17 protein-coding genes and 1 pseudogene are annotated in these 16,167 nt (G+C 63.7%); 17 read left to right on the forward strand and 1 reads right to left on the reverse strand.

Going from position 1 to position 16,167, the window contains the following annotated elements; translation table 11 throughout:
* Positions 1–23 precede the first annotated feature (23 nt).
* The 17 genes from AC58D2_RS20400 to AC58D2_RS20480 all read left to right on the forward strand — a co-directional run bounded on the left by AC58D2_RS20400 (position 24) and on the right by AC58D2_RS20480 (position 15,528).
* Positions 24–185, forward strand: a complete 162-nt coding sequence (locus AC58D2_RS20400) for a hypothetical protein (protein WP_317151121.1) — start codon at positions 24–26, stop codon at positions 183–185.
* Positions 185–403 carry a hypothetical protein gene (locus AC58D2_RS20405; protein ID WP_497392856.1) on the forward strand — a complete coding sequence of 73 codons (219 nt, stop codon included), beginning with the start codon at positions 185–187 and terminating at the stop codon, positions 401–403. The genes AC58D2_RS20400 and AC58D2_RS20405 overlap by 1 nt, the downstream gene beginning before the upstream one ends.
* Positions 393–1,682: an NADH-quinone oxidoreductase subunit NuoF gene (nuoF, locus tag AC58D2_RS20410; protein ID WP_497392857.1), complete on the forward strand. Its 1,290-nt coding sequence runs from the start codon at positions 393–395 to the stop codon at positions 1,680–1,682. The genes AC58D2_RS20405 and nuoF overlap by 11 nt, the downstream gene beginning before the upstream one ends.
* Positions 1,682–1,951: a hypothetical protein gene (locus AC58D2_RS20415; RefSeq protein WP_497392858.1), complete on the forward strand. Its 270-nt coding sequence runs from the start codon at positions 1,682–1,684 to the stop codon at positions 1,949–1,951. The genes nuoF and AC58D2_RS20415 overlap by 1 nt, the downstream gene beginning before the upstream one ends.
* Positions 1,944–3,956 (forward strand): NADH-quinone oxidoreductase subunit NuoG, encoded by a 2,013-nt coding sequence (nuoG, locus tag AC58D2_RS20420; RefSeq protein WP_497392859.1) that lies wholly within the window; start codon positions 1,944–1,946, stop codon positions 3,954–3,956. The genes AC58D2_RS20415 and nuoG overlap by 8 nt, the downstream gene beginning before the upstream one ends.
* 91 nt (positions 3,957–4,047) lie before the next feature.
* Positions 4,048–5,094, forward strand: a complete 1,047-nt coding sequence (nuoH, locus tag AC58D2_RS20425; RefSeq protein ID WP_497392860.1) for an NADH-quinone oxidoreductase subunit NuoH — start codon at positions 4,048–4,050, stop codon at positions 5,092–5,094.
* Complete coding sequence (locus tag AC58D2_RS20430) at positions 5,091–5,537, forward strand: hypothetical protein (RefSeq protein ID WP_497392861.1); 447 nt, start codon at positions 5,091–5,093, stop codon at positions 5,535–5,537. The genes nuoH and AC58D2_RS20430 overlap by 4 nt, the downstream gene beginning before the upstream one ends.
* Positions 5,534–6,022: an NADH-quinone oxidoreductase subunit NuoI gene (gene nuoI, locus AC58D2_RS20435; protein WP_204992745.1), complete on the forward strand. Its 489-nt coding sequence runs from the start codon at positions 5,534–5,536 to the stop codon at positions 6,020–6,022. Before AC58D2_RS20430 ends, nuoI begins: the two co-directional genes overlap by 4 nt.
* 12 nt (positions 6,023–6,034) lie before the next feature.
* Positions 6,035–6,646 (forward strand): NADH-quinone oxidoreductase subunit J, encoded by a 612-nt coding sequence (locus AC58D2_RS20440; protein ID WP_497392862.1) that lies wholly within the window; start codon positions 6,035–6,037, stop codon positions 6,644–6,646.
* Positions 6,643–6,948, forward strand: a complete 306-nt coding sequence (gene nuoK / locus AC58D2_RS20445; RefSeq protein WP_089214633.1) for an NADH-quinone oxidoreductase subunit NuoK — start codon at positions 6,643–6,645, stop codon at positions 6,946–6,948. The genes AC58D2_RS20440 and nuoK overlap by 4 nt, the downstream gene beginning before the upstream one ends.
* A 4-nt stretch (positions 6,949–6,952) precedes the next feature.
* Positions 6,953–9,022 carry an NADH-quinone oxidoreductase subunit L gene (gene nuoL / locus AC58D2_RS20450; protein WP_497392863.1) on the forward strand — a complete coding sequence of 690 codons (2,070 nt, stop codon included), beginning with the start codon at positions 6,953–6,955 and terminating at the stop codon, positions 9,020–9,022.
* Positions 9,023–9,030: 8 nt separating this feature from the next.
* On the forward strand, positions 9,031–10,578 hold the full coding sequence (locus AC58D2_RS20455; RefSeq protein ID WP_497392864.1) for an NADH-quinone oxidoreductase subunit M: 1,548 nt from the start codon (positions 9,031–9,033) through the stop codon (positions 10,576–10,578).
* Positions 10,575–12,005 carry an NADH-quinone oxidoreductase subunit NuoN gene (gene nuoN / locus AC58D2_RS20460; protein ID WP_497392865.1) on the forward strand — a complete coding sequence of 477 codons (1,431 nt, stop codon included), beginning with the start codon at positions 10,575–10,577 and terminating at the stop codon, positions 12,003–12,005. Before AC58D2_RS20455 ends, nuoN begins: the two co-directional genes overlap by 4 nt.
* A gap of 5 nt (positions 12,006–12,010) precedes the next feature.
* Positions 12,011–12,844 (forward strand): biotin--[acetyl-CoA-carboxylase] ligase, encoded by an 834-nt coding sequence (locus AC58D2_RS20465; protein WP_497392874.1) that lies wholly within the window; start codon positions 12,011–12,013, stop codon positions 12,842–12,844.
* A gap of 3 nt (positions 12,845–12,847) precedes the next feature.
* Entirely contained in the window at positions 12,848–13,633 is a 786-nt protein-coding gene (locus AC58D2_RS20470; RefSeq protein ID WP_497392866.1) for a type III pantothenate kinase, read from the forward strand.
* Entirely contained in the window at positions 13,630–15,264 is a 1,635-nt protein-coding gene (locus tag AC58D2_RS20475; protein ID WP_497392867.1) for a ribonuclease J, read from the forward strand. The genes AC58D2_RS20470 and AC58D2_RS20475 overlap by 4 nt, the downstream gene beginning before the upstream one ends.
* Before the next feature lie 3 nt (positions 15,265–15,267).
* Positions 15,268–15,528, forward strand: a complete 261-nt coding sequence (locus tag AC58D2_RS20480; protein WP_497392868.1) for a DUF1467 family protein — start codon at positions 15,268–15,270, stop codon at positions 15,526–15,528.
* Positions 15,529–16,044: 516 nt separating this feature from the next.
* On the opposite strand, the pseudogene AC58D2_RS20485 reads toward AC58D2_RS20480, so the two are convergent.
* Positions 16,045–16,167, reverse strand: a pseudogene (locus AC58D2_RS20485) (IS5 family transposase); the annotation flags it as partial.

Below are 16,167 nucleotides of genomic sequence, written 5' to 3' on the forward strand. Positions count from 1 at the left end.
GGTGACGGGGCAGGGGAGGTCGCATGACCCAGAAGGACGTCGTCACGATCCTCGCGATCATCGGCGCGCTGGTCGTGCTGGGATTCGTGCTGCGCGTGACTTTTGCGCTGATCGGCCCGCTGCTGATCCTCGCGCTCGGCTATGTCGCCTACAAGATGATCCAGAACAAGGGTGGGACACGCTGATGCGCACGCTGCTCGACGTCAGGAAACAGCCGCTTCGAGCGGGATTGGTCTGGGCTATGCTCTATGTGCCGCTTTCGATCTTGATCCACATGCTGTTCGGTGAGGCCTTCTCGGGCAGGCAGATCGTCATTACCGCAGTGCTGGCGGTCCCATTTGGCATCTTGTGGGGTTATTCTACGAAGTTTGTATTGAAGGGGAGCCCGCATCGTGCTCGCTGACAAGGACCGCATTTTCACCAACGTCTATGGCTTTCAGCCGTGGAATTTGAAGGCTGCACAGGCGCGCGGTGACTGGGACAAGACCAGGGATCTGATGACGCGCGGGCAGGACGCGATCATCGAGGAGATCAAGGCGTCGGGGCTGCGCGGCCGCGGCGGCGCGGGCTTTCCGACCGGGCTCAAGTGGAGCTTCATGCCCAAGGAGCCGCGCGAGGATCGTCCGAGCTTCCTCGTCATCAACGCCGACGAATCCGAACCGGGGTCGTGCAAGGACCGCGAGATCATCCGCCACGATCCGCACAAGCTGATCGAAGGCGCGCTGATCGCCGGCTATGCGATGCGCGCGCGCGCCGCATACATCTATATCCGCGGGGAGTTCATCCGCGAGGCCGAGACGTTGTTCGCGGCGGTGCAGGAGGCGTATGACGCCGGCCTGCTCGGCAAGAATGCGGCGAAATCGGGCTACGACTTCGACGTCTTCGTCCACCGCGGCGCCGGCGCGTACATCTGCGGCGAAGAGACCGCGATGATCGAAAGCCTCGAGGGCAAGAAGGGCCAGCCGCGCCTCAAACCCCCGTTCCCGGCGGGCGCGGGCCTCTATGGCTGCCCGACGACGGTGAACAATGTCGAGAGCATCGCGGTCGTCCCGACGATCCTGCGTCGCGGCGCGAGCTGGTTCTCGAGCTTTGGGCGCGAGAACAACAAGGGCACCAAGCTCTTTCAGATCAGCGGCCATGTGAACAAGCCCTGCGTCGTCGAGGAAGAGATGGGCATCAGCTTCCGCGAGCTGATCGACACCCATTGCGGCGGCATTCGCGGCGGCTGGGACAATCTGCTCGCGGTGATCCCCGGCGGATCGTCGGTGCCGCTCGTTCCGGCGGCGCAGATCATGGATGCGCCGATGGATTTCGACGGGCTGAAGGAACTCGGTTCGGGCCTCGGCACCGCGGCCGCGATCGTGATGGACAAGTCGACCGACATCGTTCAGGCGATCAGCCGCATCAGCTATTTCTACAAGCATGAAAGCTGCGGCCAGTGCACGCCGTGCCGCGAAGGCACCGGCTGGATGTGGCGCGTGATGGAGCGGCTGCGCACCGGCGACGCCGACATCGGCGAGATCGACACTTTGTTCGACGTCACCAAGCAGGTCGAAGGCCACACTATCTGCGCGCTGGGCGACGCGGCGGCCTGGCCGATCCAGGGCCTGATCCGTCATTTCCGCCCCGAACTCGAGCGGCGGATCCGCGAAAATGGGCAGGTGATGGAGGCGGCGGAATAATGGGCCTCTTCACCCCAGCTAATAGGCTTGGAAGCCGAAACGAACTGCGCACTGCGTGGGTGATTTATGCGATTACCGTGCCGCTGGCATTGTTGGCGCTGCTGGCTCTGATGATGGCGACATCTCCCGCGCTGGGCGGGAGCGCCGACAACTGGTGGCTTGTAGCAGTAGTTGCCGCCTATTTGATCGGCGCTCCGATCATCTTATTGCTTTTAGGCCGGAAGCTGAATTCCGCCGGTTCTGAGACTGATGGAGACCTTCGTGCCTAAAGTAACCGTAGATGGCCTCGAACTCGAAGTTCCGCAGGGCGCGACTGTGTTGCAGGCGTGTGAGCTGGCGGGCAAGGAAATCCCGCGTTTCTGTTACCATGAGCGGCTGAGCATCGCCGGTAATTGCCGCATGTGCCTGGTCGAGGTCTCGCCGGGGCCGCCGAAGCCGCAGGCGTCGTGCGCGCTGCCCGCCGCCGAGGGGCAGGTGATCAAGACCGACAGCCCGATGGTCAAGAAGGCACGCGAAGGGGTGATGGAGTTCCTGCTCATCAACCACCCGCTCGACTGCCCGATCTGCGACCAGGGCGGCGAATGCGACCTGCAGGACCAGTCGGTCGCCTATGGCCGCGGCGCCACGCGCTATGAAGAGAATAAGCGCGCGGTGACCGAGAAATATATGGGGCCGATCGTCAAGACGGTGATGACGCGCTGCATCCAGTGCACGCGCTGCGTCCGCTTTGCCGAAGAGGTCGCGGGGGTCGAGGATATTGGCGCGATCTATCGCGGCGAGAATATGCAGATCACCTCGTACCTCGAGCGCGCGGTCGGAAGCGAGCTTTCGGGTAATGTCGTCGACCTGTGCCCGGTCGGCGCGCTGACGTCGAAGCCCTATGCGTTCGAAGCGCGTCCGTGGGAGCTGACCAAGACGCTCGGCATCGACATGACCGACGCGGTCGGCACCAACGTCCGCATCGACAGCCGCGGGCGGCAGGTGCTGCGCGTGCTGCCGCGCGTCAACGACGATGTGAACGAGGAATGGGCGAGCGACAAGACGCGCCACCATGTCGACGGCCTGATCCGCCGCCGCCTCGACCGACCCTATGTGCGGCGGGGCGGCAAGCTCGAGGAAGCGACGTGGGCCGAGGCGTTCGAGGCGATCAAGGCGGTGAAGGCCGGCAAATCGGTCGCGGCCATCGCGGGCGACATGGTCGATTGCGAGACGATGTTCGCGGCGAAGGCGCTGGTGAATGCGCTCGGCTCCGACCTGCTCGAAGGGCGTCAGACGGGGCTTGCCTATGACGTGACCAGCCTGTCGGCGGTCAATTTCAACACGGGCATAGCCGAGGCCGAGAATGCCGACGTGATCCTGCTCGTCGGCACGAATTTGCGCTGGGAAGCGCCGCTGATCAACACGCGCGTTCGTAAGGCGATGTGGAAGAAGGGCGCGAAGGTCTTCGCGATCGGGCAGGAAGTCGACCTGACCTACAAGACCGAATGGCTCGGCAACGACGCGGCGCTCGTCGCGAAGCTGCCCAAGGCGGCACTCGACGCGCTGAAGGGCGCCGAGCGGCCGATGCTGGTGTTCGGCGGCGGTGCGCTCGCGGTGCCCGGCGTCCACGGCGCGGCGCTCGCGCTCGCCAAGTCGGTGAATGCGGTGAAAGACGGGTGGAATGGCTTCAACGTCGTCCATTTCTCGGCGGCGCGCATGGGCGCACTGATGCTCGGCTATTCGCAGCCGGGCGGGATCAAGGACATCGTCGCGAAAAAGCCGAAGCTGACCTTTTTCCTGGGCGCCGACGAGGTCGATTTTTCGACCTTCGCCGACAGTTTCAAAGTCTATGTCGGCCATCACGGCGACAAGGGCGCGCATGCCGCCGACGTCATCCTGCCGGCCGCGGCATGGACCGAAAAGGACTTTACCACGGTCAACACCGAGGGTCGCGTCCAGCGCAGCGAGAAGGCGGTGTTCGCGCCGGGCGACGCGCGCGAGGACTGGAGCATTTTCCGCGCGCTCGCCGATGCGCTTGGCGTCAGCGTCGGTTTCGACAGCTTCGACCAGTGCCGCGCGGCGATGATCGCGGCGGTGCCGGAACTCGGCGTCGAAGGCCTCGTTGATTACGGCTGGTCGCCGCCCAAGCTCGACGCAAAGCCCGAGGCGCGCGAAATGGGCCTGCCGATCAAGGACTTCTACCTCACCAACGCCATCTGCCGCGCGTCGCCGACGATGCAGCGCTGCTCGGATGAAATCCTGCATGGCGCCGATCTCGCGGAGGCGGCCGAATGAGCCTTGCACATAACAGCTTCGTCACCCCGGACTTGATCCGGGGGCCATGGATGCCGGATCAGGTCCGGCATGACGACAGGGAGTGGTCGCTGTGACCGAGTTTTTTCAAAGCCTGGGCATGTCCTACGATTGGGCATGGGGCGTCGCCACCATCTGCGGCATCCTGCTCATCGCGCTGCCGCTGATGCTTGCGGTGGCGATGATCATCTATGCCGATCGCAAGATCTGGGCGGCGATGGCGCTGCGCCGCGGGCCGAACGTCGTCGGGCCTTTCGGCCTGCTCCAGAGCTTCGCCGACGGGCTTAAGGTCTTTCTTCAGGAAACGATCATCCCGTCGAGCGCGAACCGCGGGCTGTTCCTGATCGCGCCGATCATCACCTTCACGGTGGCGCTGATGGCGTGGGCGGTGATCCCGTTCAATTCGGGCGCGGTGCTCGCCGACATCAACGTCGGTCTGCTCTATATCCTCGCGATCTCGTCGCTCGGCGTGTATGGCGTGATCCTGTCGGGCTGGTCGTCGAACTCGAAATATCCCTTCTTTTCCGCGCTCCGCGCGTCGGCGCAGATGATCTCCTATGAAGTGTCGATCGGGTTCATCCTGATCGGCGTCGTGCTGTGGGCCGACAGCTTCAACATGAACGAAATCGTCAAGGCGCAGCAGGGACACGGGCTCGGCTTCGTCAACGCCTTCGGCTTCAACCTGCTGCTCTTCCCGCTCGCGGTGATGTTCCTGATCTCGGCGCTCGCCGAGACCGCTCGCGCGCCGTTCGACCTGACCGAGGCCGAGAGCGAGCTCGTCGCGGGCTATCAGACCGAATATTCCTCGATGAGCTTCGCGCTCTTCTGGCTCGGCGAATATGCCAACGTCCTGTTGATGTGCACGCTCAACGCGGTGCTCTTCTGGGGCGGCTGGCTGCCGCCGGTCGACTGGGCGCCGCTCTATGCCGTCCCCGGCATCATCTGGCTGTTCGCGAAGATCCTGTTCTTCTTCTTCGTCTTCAGCTGGGTGAAGGCGACCGTCCCGCGCTATCGCTACGACCAGCTGATGCGTCTCGGCTGGAAAATCTTCCTGCCGATCTCGCTGATCTGGGTGTTCCTGATCTCCGGCTATCTGATGCTGACGAGGTACGGGGCATGATGGGCGTTATCCTCATGATGATGACGCCGCCTCCTCCGCCGAAACCACGGCCGATCGAGAGCAAGGTAGTGTCGTGTGACATGCATGCAGTGGACGAAGTGAACACACCTTTGACCTTCGCCCTTGAAGCTGTTCCGATTCCCGTGAATGGCCGGGACGAGTTAGTCTATCGCTGGAAGATTTCCGGCGACGATGTGCGTTATCCGTCTCCGTCGCCGGAACAGTCCCTTCGCGATTACGAAAATGTCTGGATCGATTATTCGACCAAGACGGTCACAAGAGATCGTATCAACTACACCTATACGCTCCACTATGACCAGCGGAACAGGGCGGCTCCTAAGAAGGGTTACCTCACTGTCGAGCGATGGCCGGTCGGGTCGAACCCGATGGAGCCTTTCGCGATAGGCTTTTGTAAGATCACACAAAGCGAGACCGTACAGTGAGCACCATCGCCCATCTCGTCAAAAGCTTCACCCTCTGGGAGTTCGTGAAGGCGCACGCCCTGACGCTGAAATATTTCTTCAAGCCGAAGGCGACGATCAACTATCCGTTCGAGAAGAACCCGCTGTCGCCCCGTTTCCGCGGCGAGCATGCGCTGCGCCGCTATCCGAACGGCGAGGAACGCTGCATCGCGTGCAAGCTGTGCGAGGCGGTGTGTCCGGCGCAGGCGATCACGATCGAGGCCGAACCGCGCGACGACGGCTCGCGCCGCACGACGCGCTACGACATCGACATGACCAAGTGCATCTATTGCGGCTTTTGCCAGGAGGCGTGCCCGGTCGATGCGATCGTCGAGGGACCGAACTTCGAATTCGCGACCGAAACGCGCGAGGAACTGCTCTATGACAAGGCCAAGCTGCTCGCCAACGGCGACAAATGGGAACGCGCGATTGCGGCCAATCTTGCCGCCGACGCGCCCTATCGGTAAGGCGCGCCGCACATGATTCAGCTCATCGCCTTTTATCTGTTCGCGACCATCGTCATCGCTTCGGCCGCGATGGTGATTTTCGCGCGCAACCCGGTCCACAGCGTCATGTGGCTGATCCTCGCCTTCTTCAACGCAGCGGGGCTGATGCTGCTCGCGGGGGCCGAGTTCATCGCGATGCTGCTCGTCATCGTCTATGTCGGCGCGGTCGCGGTGCTGTTCCTGTTCGTCGTGATGATGCTCGACATCGATTTCGCCGAGCTGCGCGCCGGATTCGTGCGCTATCTGCCGCTCGGCGCGCTCGTCGCGATCGTGCTGGCGGCCGAACTGGTGTTCGCGCTCGGCGCGTGGAGCGCGGGCGGGATCGACCTGGCGGGACGCGCCGCACCCGCGGCCCTCGACAAGACCAACATCCAGCAGATCGGCGAGCTTCTCTATACGCGCTATATCTTCCTGTTCGAGGCGGCGGGCATCGTCCTCCTCGTCGCGATGATCGGCGCGATCGTGCTCACCCACCGTACCCGCGGCGGCGTGCGGCCACAGAATATCGCGCAGCAGGTGCGCCGCCGTCCGCAGGACGCGACGCGCCTCGTCGATCCGGGCGTCGGGCAGGGGATGGAGCTATGATCGGCATCGGCCACTATCTCGCCGTTTCGGCGGTTTTGTTCACGCTCGGCGTGCTGGGGATATTCATCAACCGCAAGAACATCATTGTCATCCTGATGGCGATCGAGCTGATCCTCTTGTCGGTGAATATCAATCTCGTCGCGTTCAGCGGGGCGCTGAACGACCTTGTCGGGCAGGTGTTCGCGATGTTCGTGCTGACCGTCGCCGCCGGCGAAGCGGCGATCGGGCTCGCCATTCTCGTTATCTATTTCCGCGGCCGCGGCACGATTGCCGTCGACGATGCCAACCGGATGAAGGGGTAAGCCGGTGATCCAGGCTATCGTATTCCTGCCGCTGCTGGCGGCGCTTGTCGCGGGCCTTGGCCAGCGCACGATCGGCACCGCGGCGTCGAAGCTGCTGACTACCGGTGCGCTGTTTGCTGCCTGCATCCTGAGCTGGACGATCTTCATTCCGTTCGTTGCCGGCACCGCCGAAGCGAGCGTGACTCCGGTGCTGCACTGGGTGTCATCGGGCGCCATGCAGTTCGACTGGGAGCTGCGGGTCGACACGCTGACCGCAGTGATGCTGGTGGTCATCACCACCGTTTCCGCTCTCGTCCACCTGTATAGCTGGGGCTATATGAGCGAGGACCCCGACCAGCCGCGCTTTTTTGCCTATCTGTCGCTCTTCACCTTCGCGATGCTGATGCTCGTGACCGCGAACAACCTCGTCCAGATGTTCTTCGGCTGGGAAGGCGTCGGCCTCGCCTCGTACCTGCTCATCGGTTTCTGGTATAAAAAGCCGAGCGCCAACGCCGCGGCGATCAAGGCGTTCGTCGTCAACCGCGTCGGCGACCTGGGTTTCATGCTCGGCATTTTCGGCACCTTCCTGGTGTTCGGCACCGTGTCCATCCCCGAAATCCTGGCCGCGGCGCCGGGGATGGCGGGCTCGACCATCGGCTTCCTCGGCCATCGGTTCGACACGATGACGATCCTGTGCCTGCTGCTGTTCATCGGCGCGATGGGCAAGTCGGCGCAGCTCGGGCTGCACACCTGGCTTCCCGATGCGATGGAAGGCCCGACCCCGGTATCGGCGCTGATCCACGCCGCGACGATGGTCACCGCGGGGGTGTTCATGGTGTGCCGCCTGTCGCCGATGTTCGAAACCGCACCGATCGCGATGGGTGTGGTGACCTTCGTCGGCGCCGCGACCTGCCTGTTCGCGGCGACGATCGGCACGACGCAGTGGGACATCAAGCGCGTCATCGCCTATTCGACCTGTTCGCAGCTTGGCTATATGTTCTTCGCCGCGGGCATCGGCGCCTATGGCGCGGCGATGTTCCACCTGTTCACGCACGCCTTCTTCAAGGCGCTGCTGTTCCTGGGTGCCGGGTCGGTGATCCATGCGATGCACCATGAGCAGGACATGCGCTATTATGGCGGCCTTCGGAAAAAGATCCCCTTCACCTTCTGGGCGATGACCGCCGGCACGCTGGCGATCACCGGCGTCGGCATTCCGCTCGCCGGGATCGGCTTCGCGGGTTTCCATTCTAAGGACGGCATTCTCGAGGCGGCCTTTGCCGCGGGCGAGGGCGGTCAGATCGCCTATTGGGTCGGCATCTTTGCGGCGCTGCTGACCAGCTTCTATTCGTGGCGCCTCGTGTTCCTGACGTTCTTCGGCAAGCCGCGCTGGGCTGGAAGCGAGCATATCCAGCATGCGGTGCACCACGGCCATGACGATCCCGAGCATGGCAATCCGCCGGCACAGGAAAGCGCCGACATGGGCGATCAGCACCATGTGCCCGATCCCGATCATGGCGACGGCACCGCGGGCTATCACCCGCATGAAAGCCCGCTCAATATGCTGATCCCGCTCGGCGTGCTGTCGCTCGGTGCGATCTTCGCCGGTTTCGTTTTTGCGCACCCGTTCATCTATCCTGAAGAGGGGATGGCATTCTGGAAGGGGAGCATCGCGTTCGACGAGCATCTGATGCACGCCGCACACGAGGTGCCGACGATGATCAAGCTGATGCCGTTCATCGTGATGGCGACCGGCCTGTTCCTCGCGTGGAACAGCTATATCCGCAACACCACGCTGCCGGCGAAGTTCGTCGCGCAGTTCGGGCTGCTGCACAAATTCCTGTTCAACAAATGGTATTTCGACGAGCTCTACAATGTCCTCTTCGTGAAGCCCGCCTTTGCGATCGGCCGCTTCTTCTGGAAGCGCGGGGATGAAGGCACCATCGACCGCTTCGGTCCCGATGGCGTCGCGGCGCTCGTTCAAGGGGGGACCCGGCTCGCGGTCCGGCTGCAATCGGGTTATGTTTATGGATATGCGTTCGTGATGCTGCTCGGGCTCGTCGGCCTCGCCAGCTGGGCCATGGTGAAATTCCTGTGAGCGGCGGTATGGGTCTCCTTTCGCTGATGCTGGCGGTGCCGTTCGTTGCGGCAATCGCCTGCCTGTTCATGGCCGACCGCAGCGCGCGCCTGATCGCGCTTGCCGCGACGCTGGTCGACTTCGCGCTGGGCATCGTTATGTGGGCGCGCTTCGACGTCGGCGGCGCGCAGTGGCAGTTTACCGAACGTGCCGACCTGTTCGGGCGTTTCCAGTGGGCGCTCGGCATCGACGGCATGGCGATGATGCTGATCATGCTGACGGTCTTCCTGATGCCGCTCTGCATCCTCGCGAGCTGGGAGGCGATTACCAAGCGCGTCGGGCTCTACATGGCGATGTTCCTCGCGATGGAAGTCATCATGATCGGCGTGTTCTGTGCGCAGGATCTGCTGCTTTTCTATATCTTCTTCGAGGCCGGCCTGATCCCGATGTATTTCATCATCGGCATCTGGGGTGGTGCGAACCGCATCTATGCGGCGTTCAAATTCTTCCTGTATACGCTGCTCGGGTCGGTGCTGATGCTGATCGCGATGATCGCGATGATCCGCGAAGCGGGGACGACCGACATCCCGACGCTGCTCGCCTATAATTTCCCGCCCGAAATGCAGACATGGCTGTGGCTGGCCTTCTTTGCCAGCCTGGCGGTCAAGATGCCGATGTGGCCGGTCCACACCTGGCTTCCCGATGCGCACGTCCAGGCGCCGACCGCGGGGTCGATGATCCTGGCGGGCGTGCTGCTCAAGATGGGGGCCTATGGCTTCATCCGGTTCATGATGCCGATGTTCCCCGACGCGTCGGCGCAGCTGATGTGGATCGTCTTTGCGCTGTCGATGATCGCGGTGGTCTATACCAGCCTCGTCGCGCTGGTGCAGAACGACATGAAGAAGCTGATTGCCTATTCATCGGTCGCGCACATGGCGATCGTCACCGCGGGCCTTTTTGCCTTCAACCAGCAGGGCATCGAGGGCGCGCTGATCATCATGCTCAGCCACGGCGTGGTATCGGCCGCGCTCTTCTTCTGCGTCGGCGTGATCTATGACCGGCTGCACACGCGTGAGATCAGCCGCTACGGCGGGCTGGCGGTCAATATGCCGGCTTACGCGGTCTTCTTCATGCTGTTCACCATGGCGTCGGTCGGCCTGCCGGGCACCAGCGGCTTCGTCGGCGAGTTCCTGAGCCTTGCCGGCATCTACGAAGCGTCGAGCTGGGTCGCGCTCGTCTGCGGCACCGGCATCATCCTGGGTGCCGCCTATATGCTCTATCTCTATCGCCGCGTCGTGTTCGGCGAACTGACCAAGGACGATGTGAAGGCCATGTCCGACATCCAGCCCCGCGAATGGGCGATCTTCGTGCCGCTGGCCGCCGTCGCCCTGTGGATGGGCGTCTATCCCGAGAGCTTTCTTGCGCCGATGCGCGGCGACGTGACCACGGTGGTTGCGCGGCTGGCCCCGGCCAAGCCCGCGGGTGACGCACATCTGACCGCCGGCAAGCCGGCCGCCGCGGAGGCGCATGGGGAGTCCGGACACGGCGAAGCCCATCAGGCGGGAGGCGTGCAATGAGCGCCGATCTTGCCCTCATCTGGCCCGAACTGATCCTGACGATCGGCGGGCTGATCACGCTGATGCTCGGGACCTTCGCCGGCGATCGCCAAGTGGGCCTCTACCAGCTTACCTCGCTGCTGACACTTGCCGCAGCGGCGGTTGCGGTGATCGCGCTGTTCGGGACACAGGCCACCGTCTTTTCGGGGACGCTGGCGGTCGATGCGTTCGGTAATTTCGCGAAACTGCTGATCTATGCGGCGAGCTTCGTCTGCATCGCGGTCGCGCCGCGCTTCTTCCGCGGCGGAATGCGCGCCGAATATCCGGTGCTGATCGTCTTCGCCGCGCTCGGCATGGGTATCATGGCGGGCGCGCGCGATCTGATGACGCTCTATGTCGGACTCGAGCTCAACAGCCTGGCCGCCTATGTGCTCGCCAGCTTCATGCGCACTGACGATCGGTCGAGCGAGGCCGGGCTGAAATATTTCGTTCTCGGCTCGCTCGCTTCGGGCATGCTGCTCTATGGCATTTCGCTCCTCTATGGATTTTCGGGCACGACGGATTTCGCCGGGATCGCCAAGGCGATGGGCGGCGAAATGGGCACCGGCCTGTTGTTCGGGATCATCTTCGTGATTGCGGGGCTGGCATTCAAGATCAGCGCGGTGCCGTTCCATATGTGGACGCCCGACGTCTATGAAGGCGCACCGACGCCGGTCACGGCCTTCTTTGCGAGCGCACCGAAAGTCGCGGCAATGGCGCTGCTGACGCGTGTCGTCATCGGCGCGATGGAGCCGGCAATCGGCGCGTGGCAGCAGATCATCATCTTCCTCGCGCTCGCATCGATCATCCTGGGTGCCGTCGGTGCGATCGGACAGAAGAATATCAAGCGCCTGCTCGCCTATTCGTCGATCAACAATGTGGGCTTCATTCTGATCGGCCTTGCCGCGGGGACGCAGCAGGGGATCGAGGCGGTGCTGACCTATCTCCTCGTCTATGTCGTCACGACGATCGGCAGCTTTCTGGTGGTGCTGCAACTGCGCGACCGCGACGGCAACCAGATCGAGAGCATTCCGGCGCTCGCCGGACTGTCGCAGTATCGCCCCGGCCTGGCCGCAGCGATGGCGGTGTTCCTGCTCAGCCTTGCCGGCATTCCGCCGCTGTTCGGCTTCTGGCCGAAGTATCTGGTGTTCGAGGCGGCGGTGAACGCCAACCTCGTCCCGCTCGCGGTCGCGGGCATCGTCGCCTCGGTGATCGGCGCCTTTTATTATATCGCGGTCATCAAGACGATGTTCTTCGATGACCGGTCGGAGGTCGAGGTGTCGGGCGGCGGCAATATCGTCGAGGGCACGATCGTCGCGGTGAGCGCGCTGTGGCTGTCGGTGATCGGCTACCTGTTCATCGGTCCGCTCGCGACGGCTTCGGCGCACGCGGCTTCGGTGCTGTTCTGATCCCGCTGATCGAGCGGATCCAGCAGACCGGTTCGACAAACGCCGACCTGCTGGCGCGGCTGGCACGCGGAGAGCCTGTGGGCGAGGGACATTGGCTTGTCGCCGACCGTCAGACCGCGGGACGCGGACGGCTGGGCCGTGCCTGGGGTGACGGCGCGGGGAATTTCATGGGGTCGACCGTGGTGCGACTCGTGCCGGGCGACCCGCTCGCCGCGACGCTCGCGCTTGTCGCGGGGGTGGCGCTGGCGCAGGCGGTGCGGATATTGGCGCCGGCGGTCGATTTCGAGCTCAAATGGCCCAATGATGTGCTCGTCGGCGGCGCGAAGTGTTCGGGCATCCTGCTCGAACGCAGCGGCGACGCGGTGGTGATCGGGATCGGGGTCAACCTTGTCTCCGCNGAGCTCAAATGGCCCAATGATGTGCTCGTCGGCGGCGCGAAGTGTTCGGGCATCCTGCTCGAACGCAGCGGCGACGCGGTGGTGATCGGGATCGGGGTCAACCTTGTCTCCGCGCCCGAACTGCCCGACCGTGCGACCGCCTGCTTCGCCGAGCTGGGCGCGCCGATCGACCGCGACCGTTTCGCCGAGGTGTTGGCCATCGCGATGATGGATGCGCTGCGGACGTGGCGACACGAGGGTGTGGCGCGGATCGTCGAGGCCTGGCTGCCGCAGGGGCATGCCGTGGGGACGCCGCTGCGCGTGTCGGAGCAGGCGATCGAGGGAATTTTCGACGGCCTTGCGCCCGATGGTGCGCTGCGCTTGCGCCGCGAGGGCGGCGAGGTCATGCTGATACATGCGGGCGACGTTGAACTGCGCCGCCCGGCGAGGGAAGGGGAATAGGCCGTGCTGCTTGCGATCGATGTCGGCAACACCAATGCCAAATTCGCGGTTTTCCGGGATTCGCACCCGCTCGCGCGCTGGCGTATCGCAACCGACGACCGCCGGACCGCCGACGAATATATGGTGTGGCTCGACCAGTTGCTGCGCCTCGAGGGGCTCGATCGGGCCGAGATAGACGCGGTGATCATTTCGACCGTCGTGCCGCGCGCGCTCCACAATCTGCAACTGCTCGCCGACAAATATTTCGGCGTCGAGGCGCTGGTCGCCGGGCGGCCGCCGGTGAGCTGGGGCATTGCGCTCAAGGTCGACGAGCCGCAGTCGGTGGGCGCCGACCGCGCGTGCAACGCGATTTCGGCGCAGGCGATCGAGCCCGGCAAGGACAAACTGGTGGTCAGTTTCGGGACGGCCACGACCTTTGACCACATCGGTCCCGAGGGCGCCTATCTGGGCGGCATCATTGCCCCGGGGGTCAATCTGTCGCTCGAGGCGCTGGTCAATGCCGCCGCAAAGCTGCCGCGCATCGCGATAGAGGCGCCGGCATCGAACAGCGTGATCGGGCGCACGACCGAAAGCCAGATGCTGGTCGGCGTCTATTGGGGATATGTCGCGATGATCGAGGGGCTGATGGCGCGGATGAAGGTGGAAATCGGCGGCCCGGTGACCGTGATCGCGACGGGCGGGCTCGCCGCGCTGTTTCAGGAACAGGCGCATCTTTTCGACCGCGTCGAACCCGACCTGACATTGAACGGACTTATGCACTTATTTAATCAGAGAGGCTCTTCCCGATGACTGTTCCCGGCAAGGAACTGCTTTTTCTCGCGCTCGGCGGATCAGGCGAGATCGGGATGAACGCCAACCTCTATGGTTGCGACGGCAAGTGGATCATGCTCGACCTCGGCGTCAGCTTCGGGACGCCCGACTATCCGGGCATCGACATCGTCATGCCCGACCTGGACTTCATCGAGGAGCGGGCGGGCGACCTGCTCGGCATCGTGCTGACGCACGGGCACGAAGATCATATCGGCGCCATTCCGTATCTTGCCGCGGACCTTGGCGTGCCGCTCTATGCCAACCGCTTCACCGCCGGGCTGATCGCGCACAAGCTCGCCGAAGAGGGGCTGGAAAAGGACGTTCAGGTCCATACCGTCGACCTCGACGCGACGTTTCGCCTCGGGCCGTTCGGGCTGCGAATGGTGCCGCTGGCGCACTCGATCCTCGAAATGAGCGCGGTGGTGATCGACACGCCCTATGGCCGCGTTTTCCATACCGGCGACTGGAAACTCGACGAGGAACCGATCCTTGGCGAGCCTGCGACCGCGGCGGCGCTGACAGCGATCGGCGACGAGGGCATCGACGTGCTCGTGTGCGATTCGACCAATGTGTTCAACGCCGAGCCGTCGGGCAGCGAAGGCGATTTGCGCGCCGGGCTCGTCGCCGCGGTGGGGGCGGCGAAGGGGCGGGTGGTGGTGACCACCTTTGCCTCCAATGCGGCGCGGTTGCACACGCTGGGCCAGGTCGCGCGCGAGACCGGGCGCAGCCTGTGCGTCGCGGGCCGCTCGCTCGACCGCATCCTGAGCGTCGCGCGCTCGGTCGGCTATCTGAAGGATTTTCCGCCGACGGTCGATTTCGACGAGGCGATGCGCCTGCCGCGCGACAAGGTGATGGTGATCGCCACCGGCGGGCAGGGCGAACCGCGCGCGGCGCTGGCGCGGATGGCGGGCGACACGCACCAGATCAAGCTGGAGGCGGGCGATACCGTCGTCTTTTCGTCGAAACAGATACCCGGCAACGAAATCGCGATTGGTCGGATCATGAACCAGCTGGCGGCAAAGGACGTGCTGACCGTCACCGAAAAGCAGGCGCATATCCACGTCAGCGGCCACCCCGGAAAGCCCGAGCTTGCGGCGCTTTATGGCTGGCTGCGGCCACAGCTGATCGTGCCGGTGCATGGCGAGGTTCGCCACATGCACGAACAGGCGCGATTCGCCCTCGAAACGGGTGTGCCGGCGGCCTTGGTACAGGAAAACGGCGACCTCTGTCGCCTCGCGCCGGGCAAGGCGGCGGTCGTCGAGCATGTGCGGTCGGGTCGGCTCGTGCTCGACGGCGACGTGATCCTTCCCGCCGACGGCGAGACGATCAACGAGCGCCGCAAGCTGTCGTGGAACGGCCAGATTTCGGTCGCGGTGGTGCTGGGTGCCAAAGGCTATGTTGCCAGTGAAATCCACTATCGCGGCGTCCCCGTCGAAGACGACCGCGAGACCTTCCTCGACGAATTGAACGAAGCGGCGGAGCAAGCGGCGTCGAAAAAGGCGCGCGATCGCGACGCGCAGAAGGAGGCGATCCGCCTTGGCGTGCGCCGCGTCGCGACCGACTGGACCGGCAAGAAGCCGATCGTCGACGTGCTGATCGTCGAGGTCTGACCCATGCAATGGACCTCGGCCCTCGCCATCTATCTGCTCATGTGGGTGTTCAGCGCCTTCTTCGTGCTGCCCTTCCACGGCCGCCGCGCCGACGACCACGACGAGGTCTTCATCAAGGGGCAGGAGCCCGGCGCGCCCGTGCGCTTTCGCCCTCTGCGAATCATGGCCCAGATGACGGTGGTGACGGCCGCGATCTTCCTGCTCTTCTACCTCGCCTATCTACAAGGCTGGGTCGACCCCGACGTGATTGCGGGACGGGCGTAGCGGCGGCTTTGGGTGGGCTGTCGCCGTGGCAGTACTCGATTGTCGCGAGCCGGGTTCGCGTCGTCGTTTCAAAGTTCAGCAAAGTTCAGCCTTGTGCGGCGGCCGATGGGTCCTGTTCAGCGACCATGCCGCGCCGGCTCCCGCCCGTGTCCCTAAACCGCGCCGTGACCGCTTTTATCCACGTATCGAAAGAGTCGAGACGAAGGCTGGCACAGTGGAATAATGTAGGACAGCGGTTTTTTCGGGGCGGGTGTCCGACTTGGGGTGGAGAGCGAACGAGCCGCTCAGGCTCCTGCGATCAACCGTCGACCCAACAAGAATATGCCGAACGCCACCCAGCCAGCAGCATATGACCATAGCAGGAAGGGAAGGCTGCCCCACGCATAGATGCCCCCAGCGAGCCAGATGCCATGCAATGTCAGCGCGAAACTATGTCTGCTTGCCCATGAGAGAGTAGACTTGTTTTGGTTCTTCCCCATTACAAACTCCAGCAACGTCTCGAACCTTTTGCACCGACTAGGCTTCGTGGACAAAGGGTATCCAGAGTTTAACTGAGGCGAGCGCGACGAAGCCGAGGTAGGATTCCTTGGTTTTGTCGTAGCGGGTGGCGACCCTGCGCCAATTCTTGAGTTTGTTGAA

This window comes from Sphingopyxis sp. CR5, from assembly GCF_059693785.1.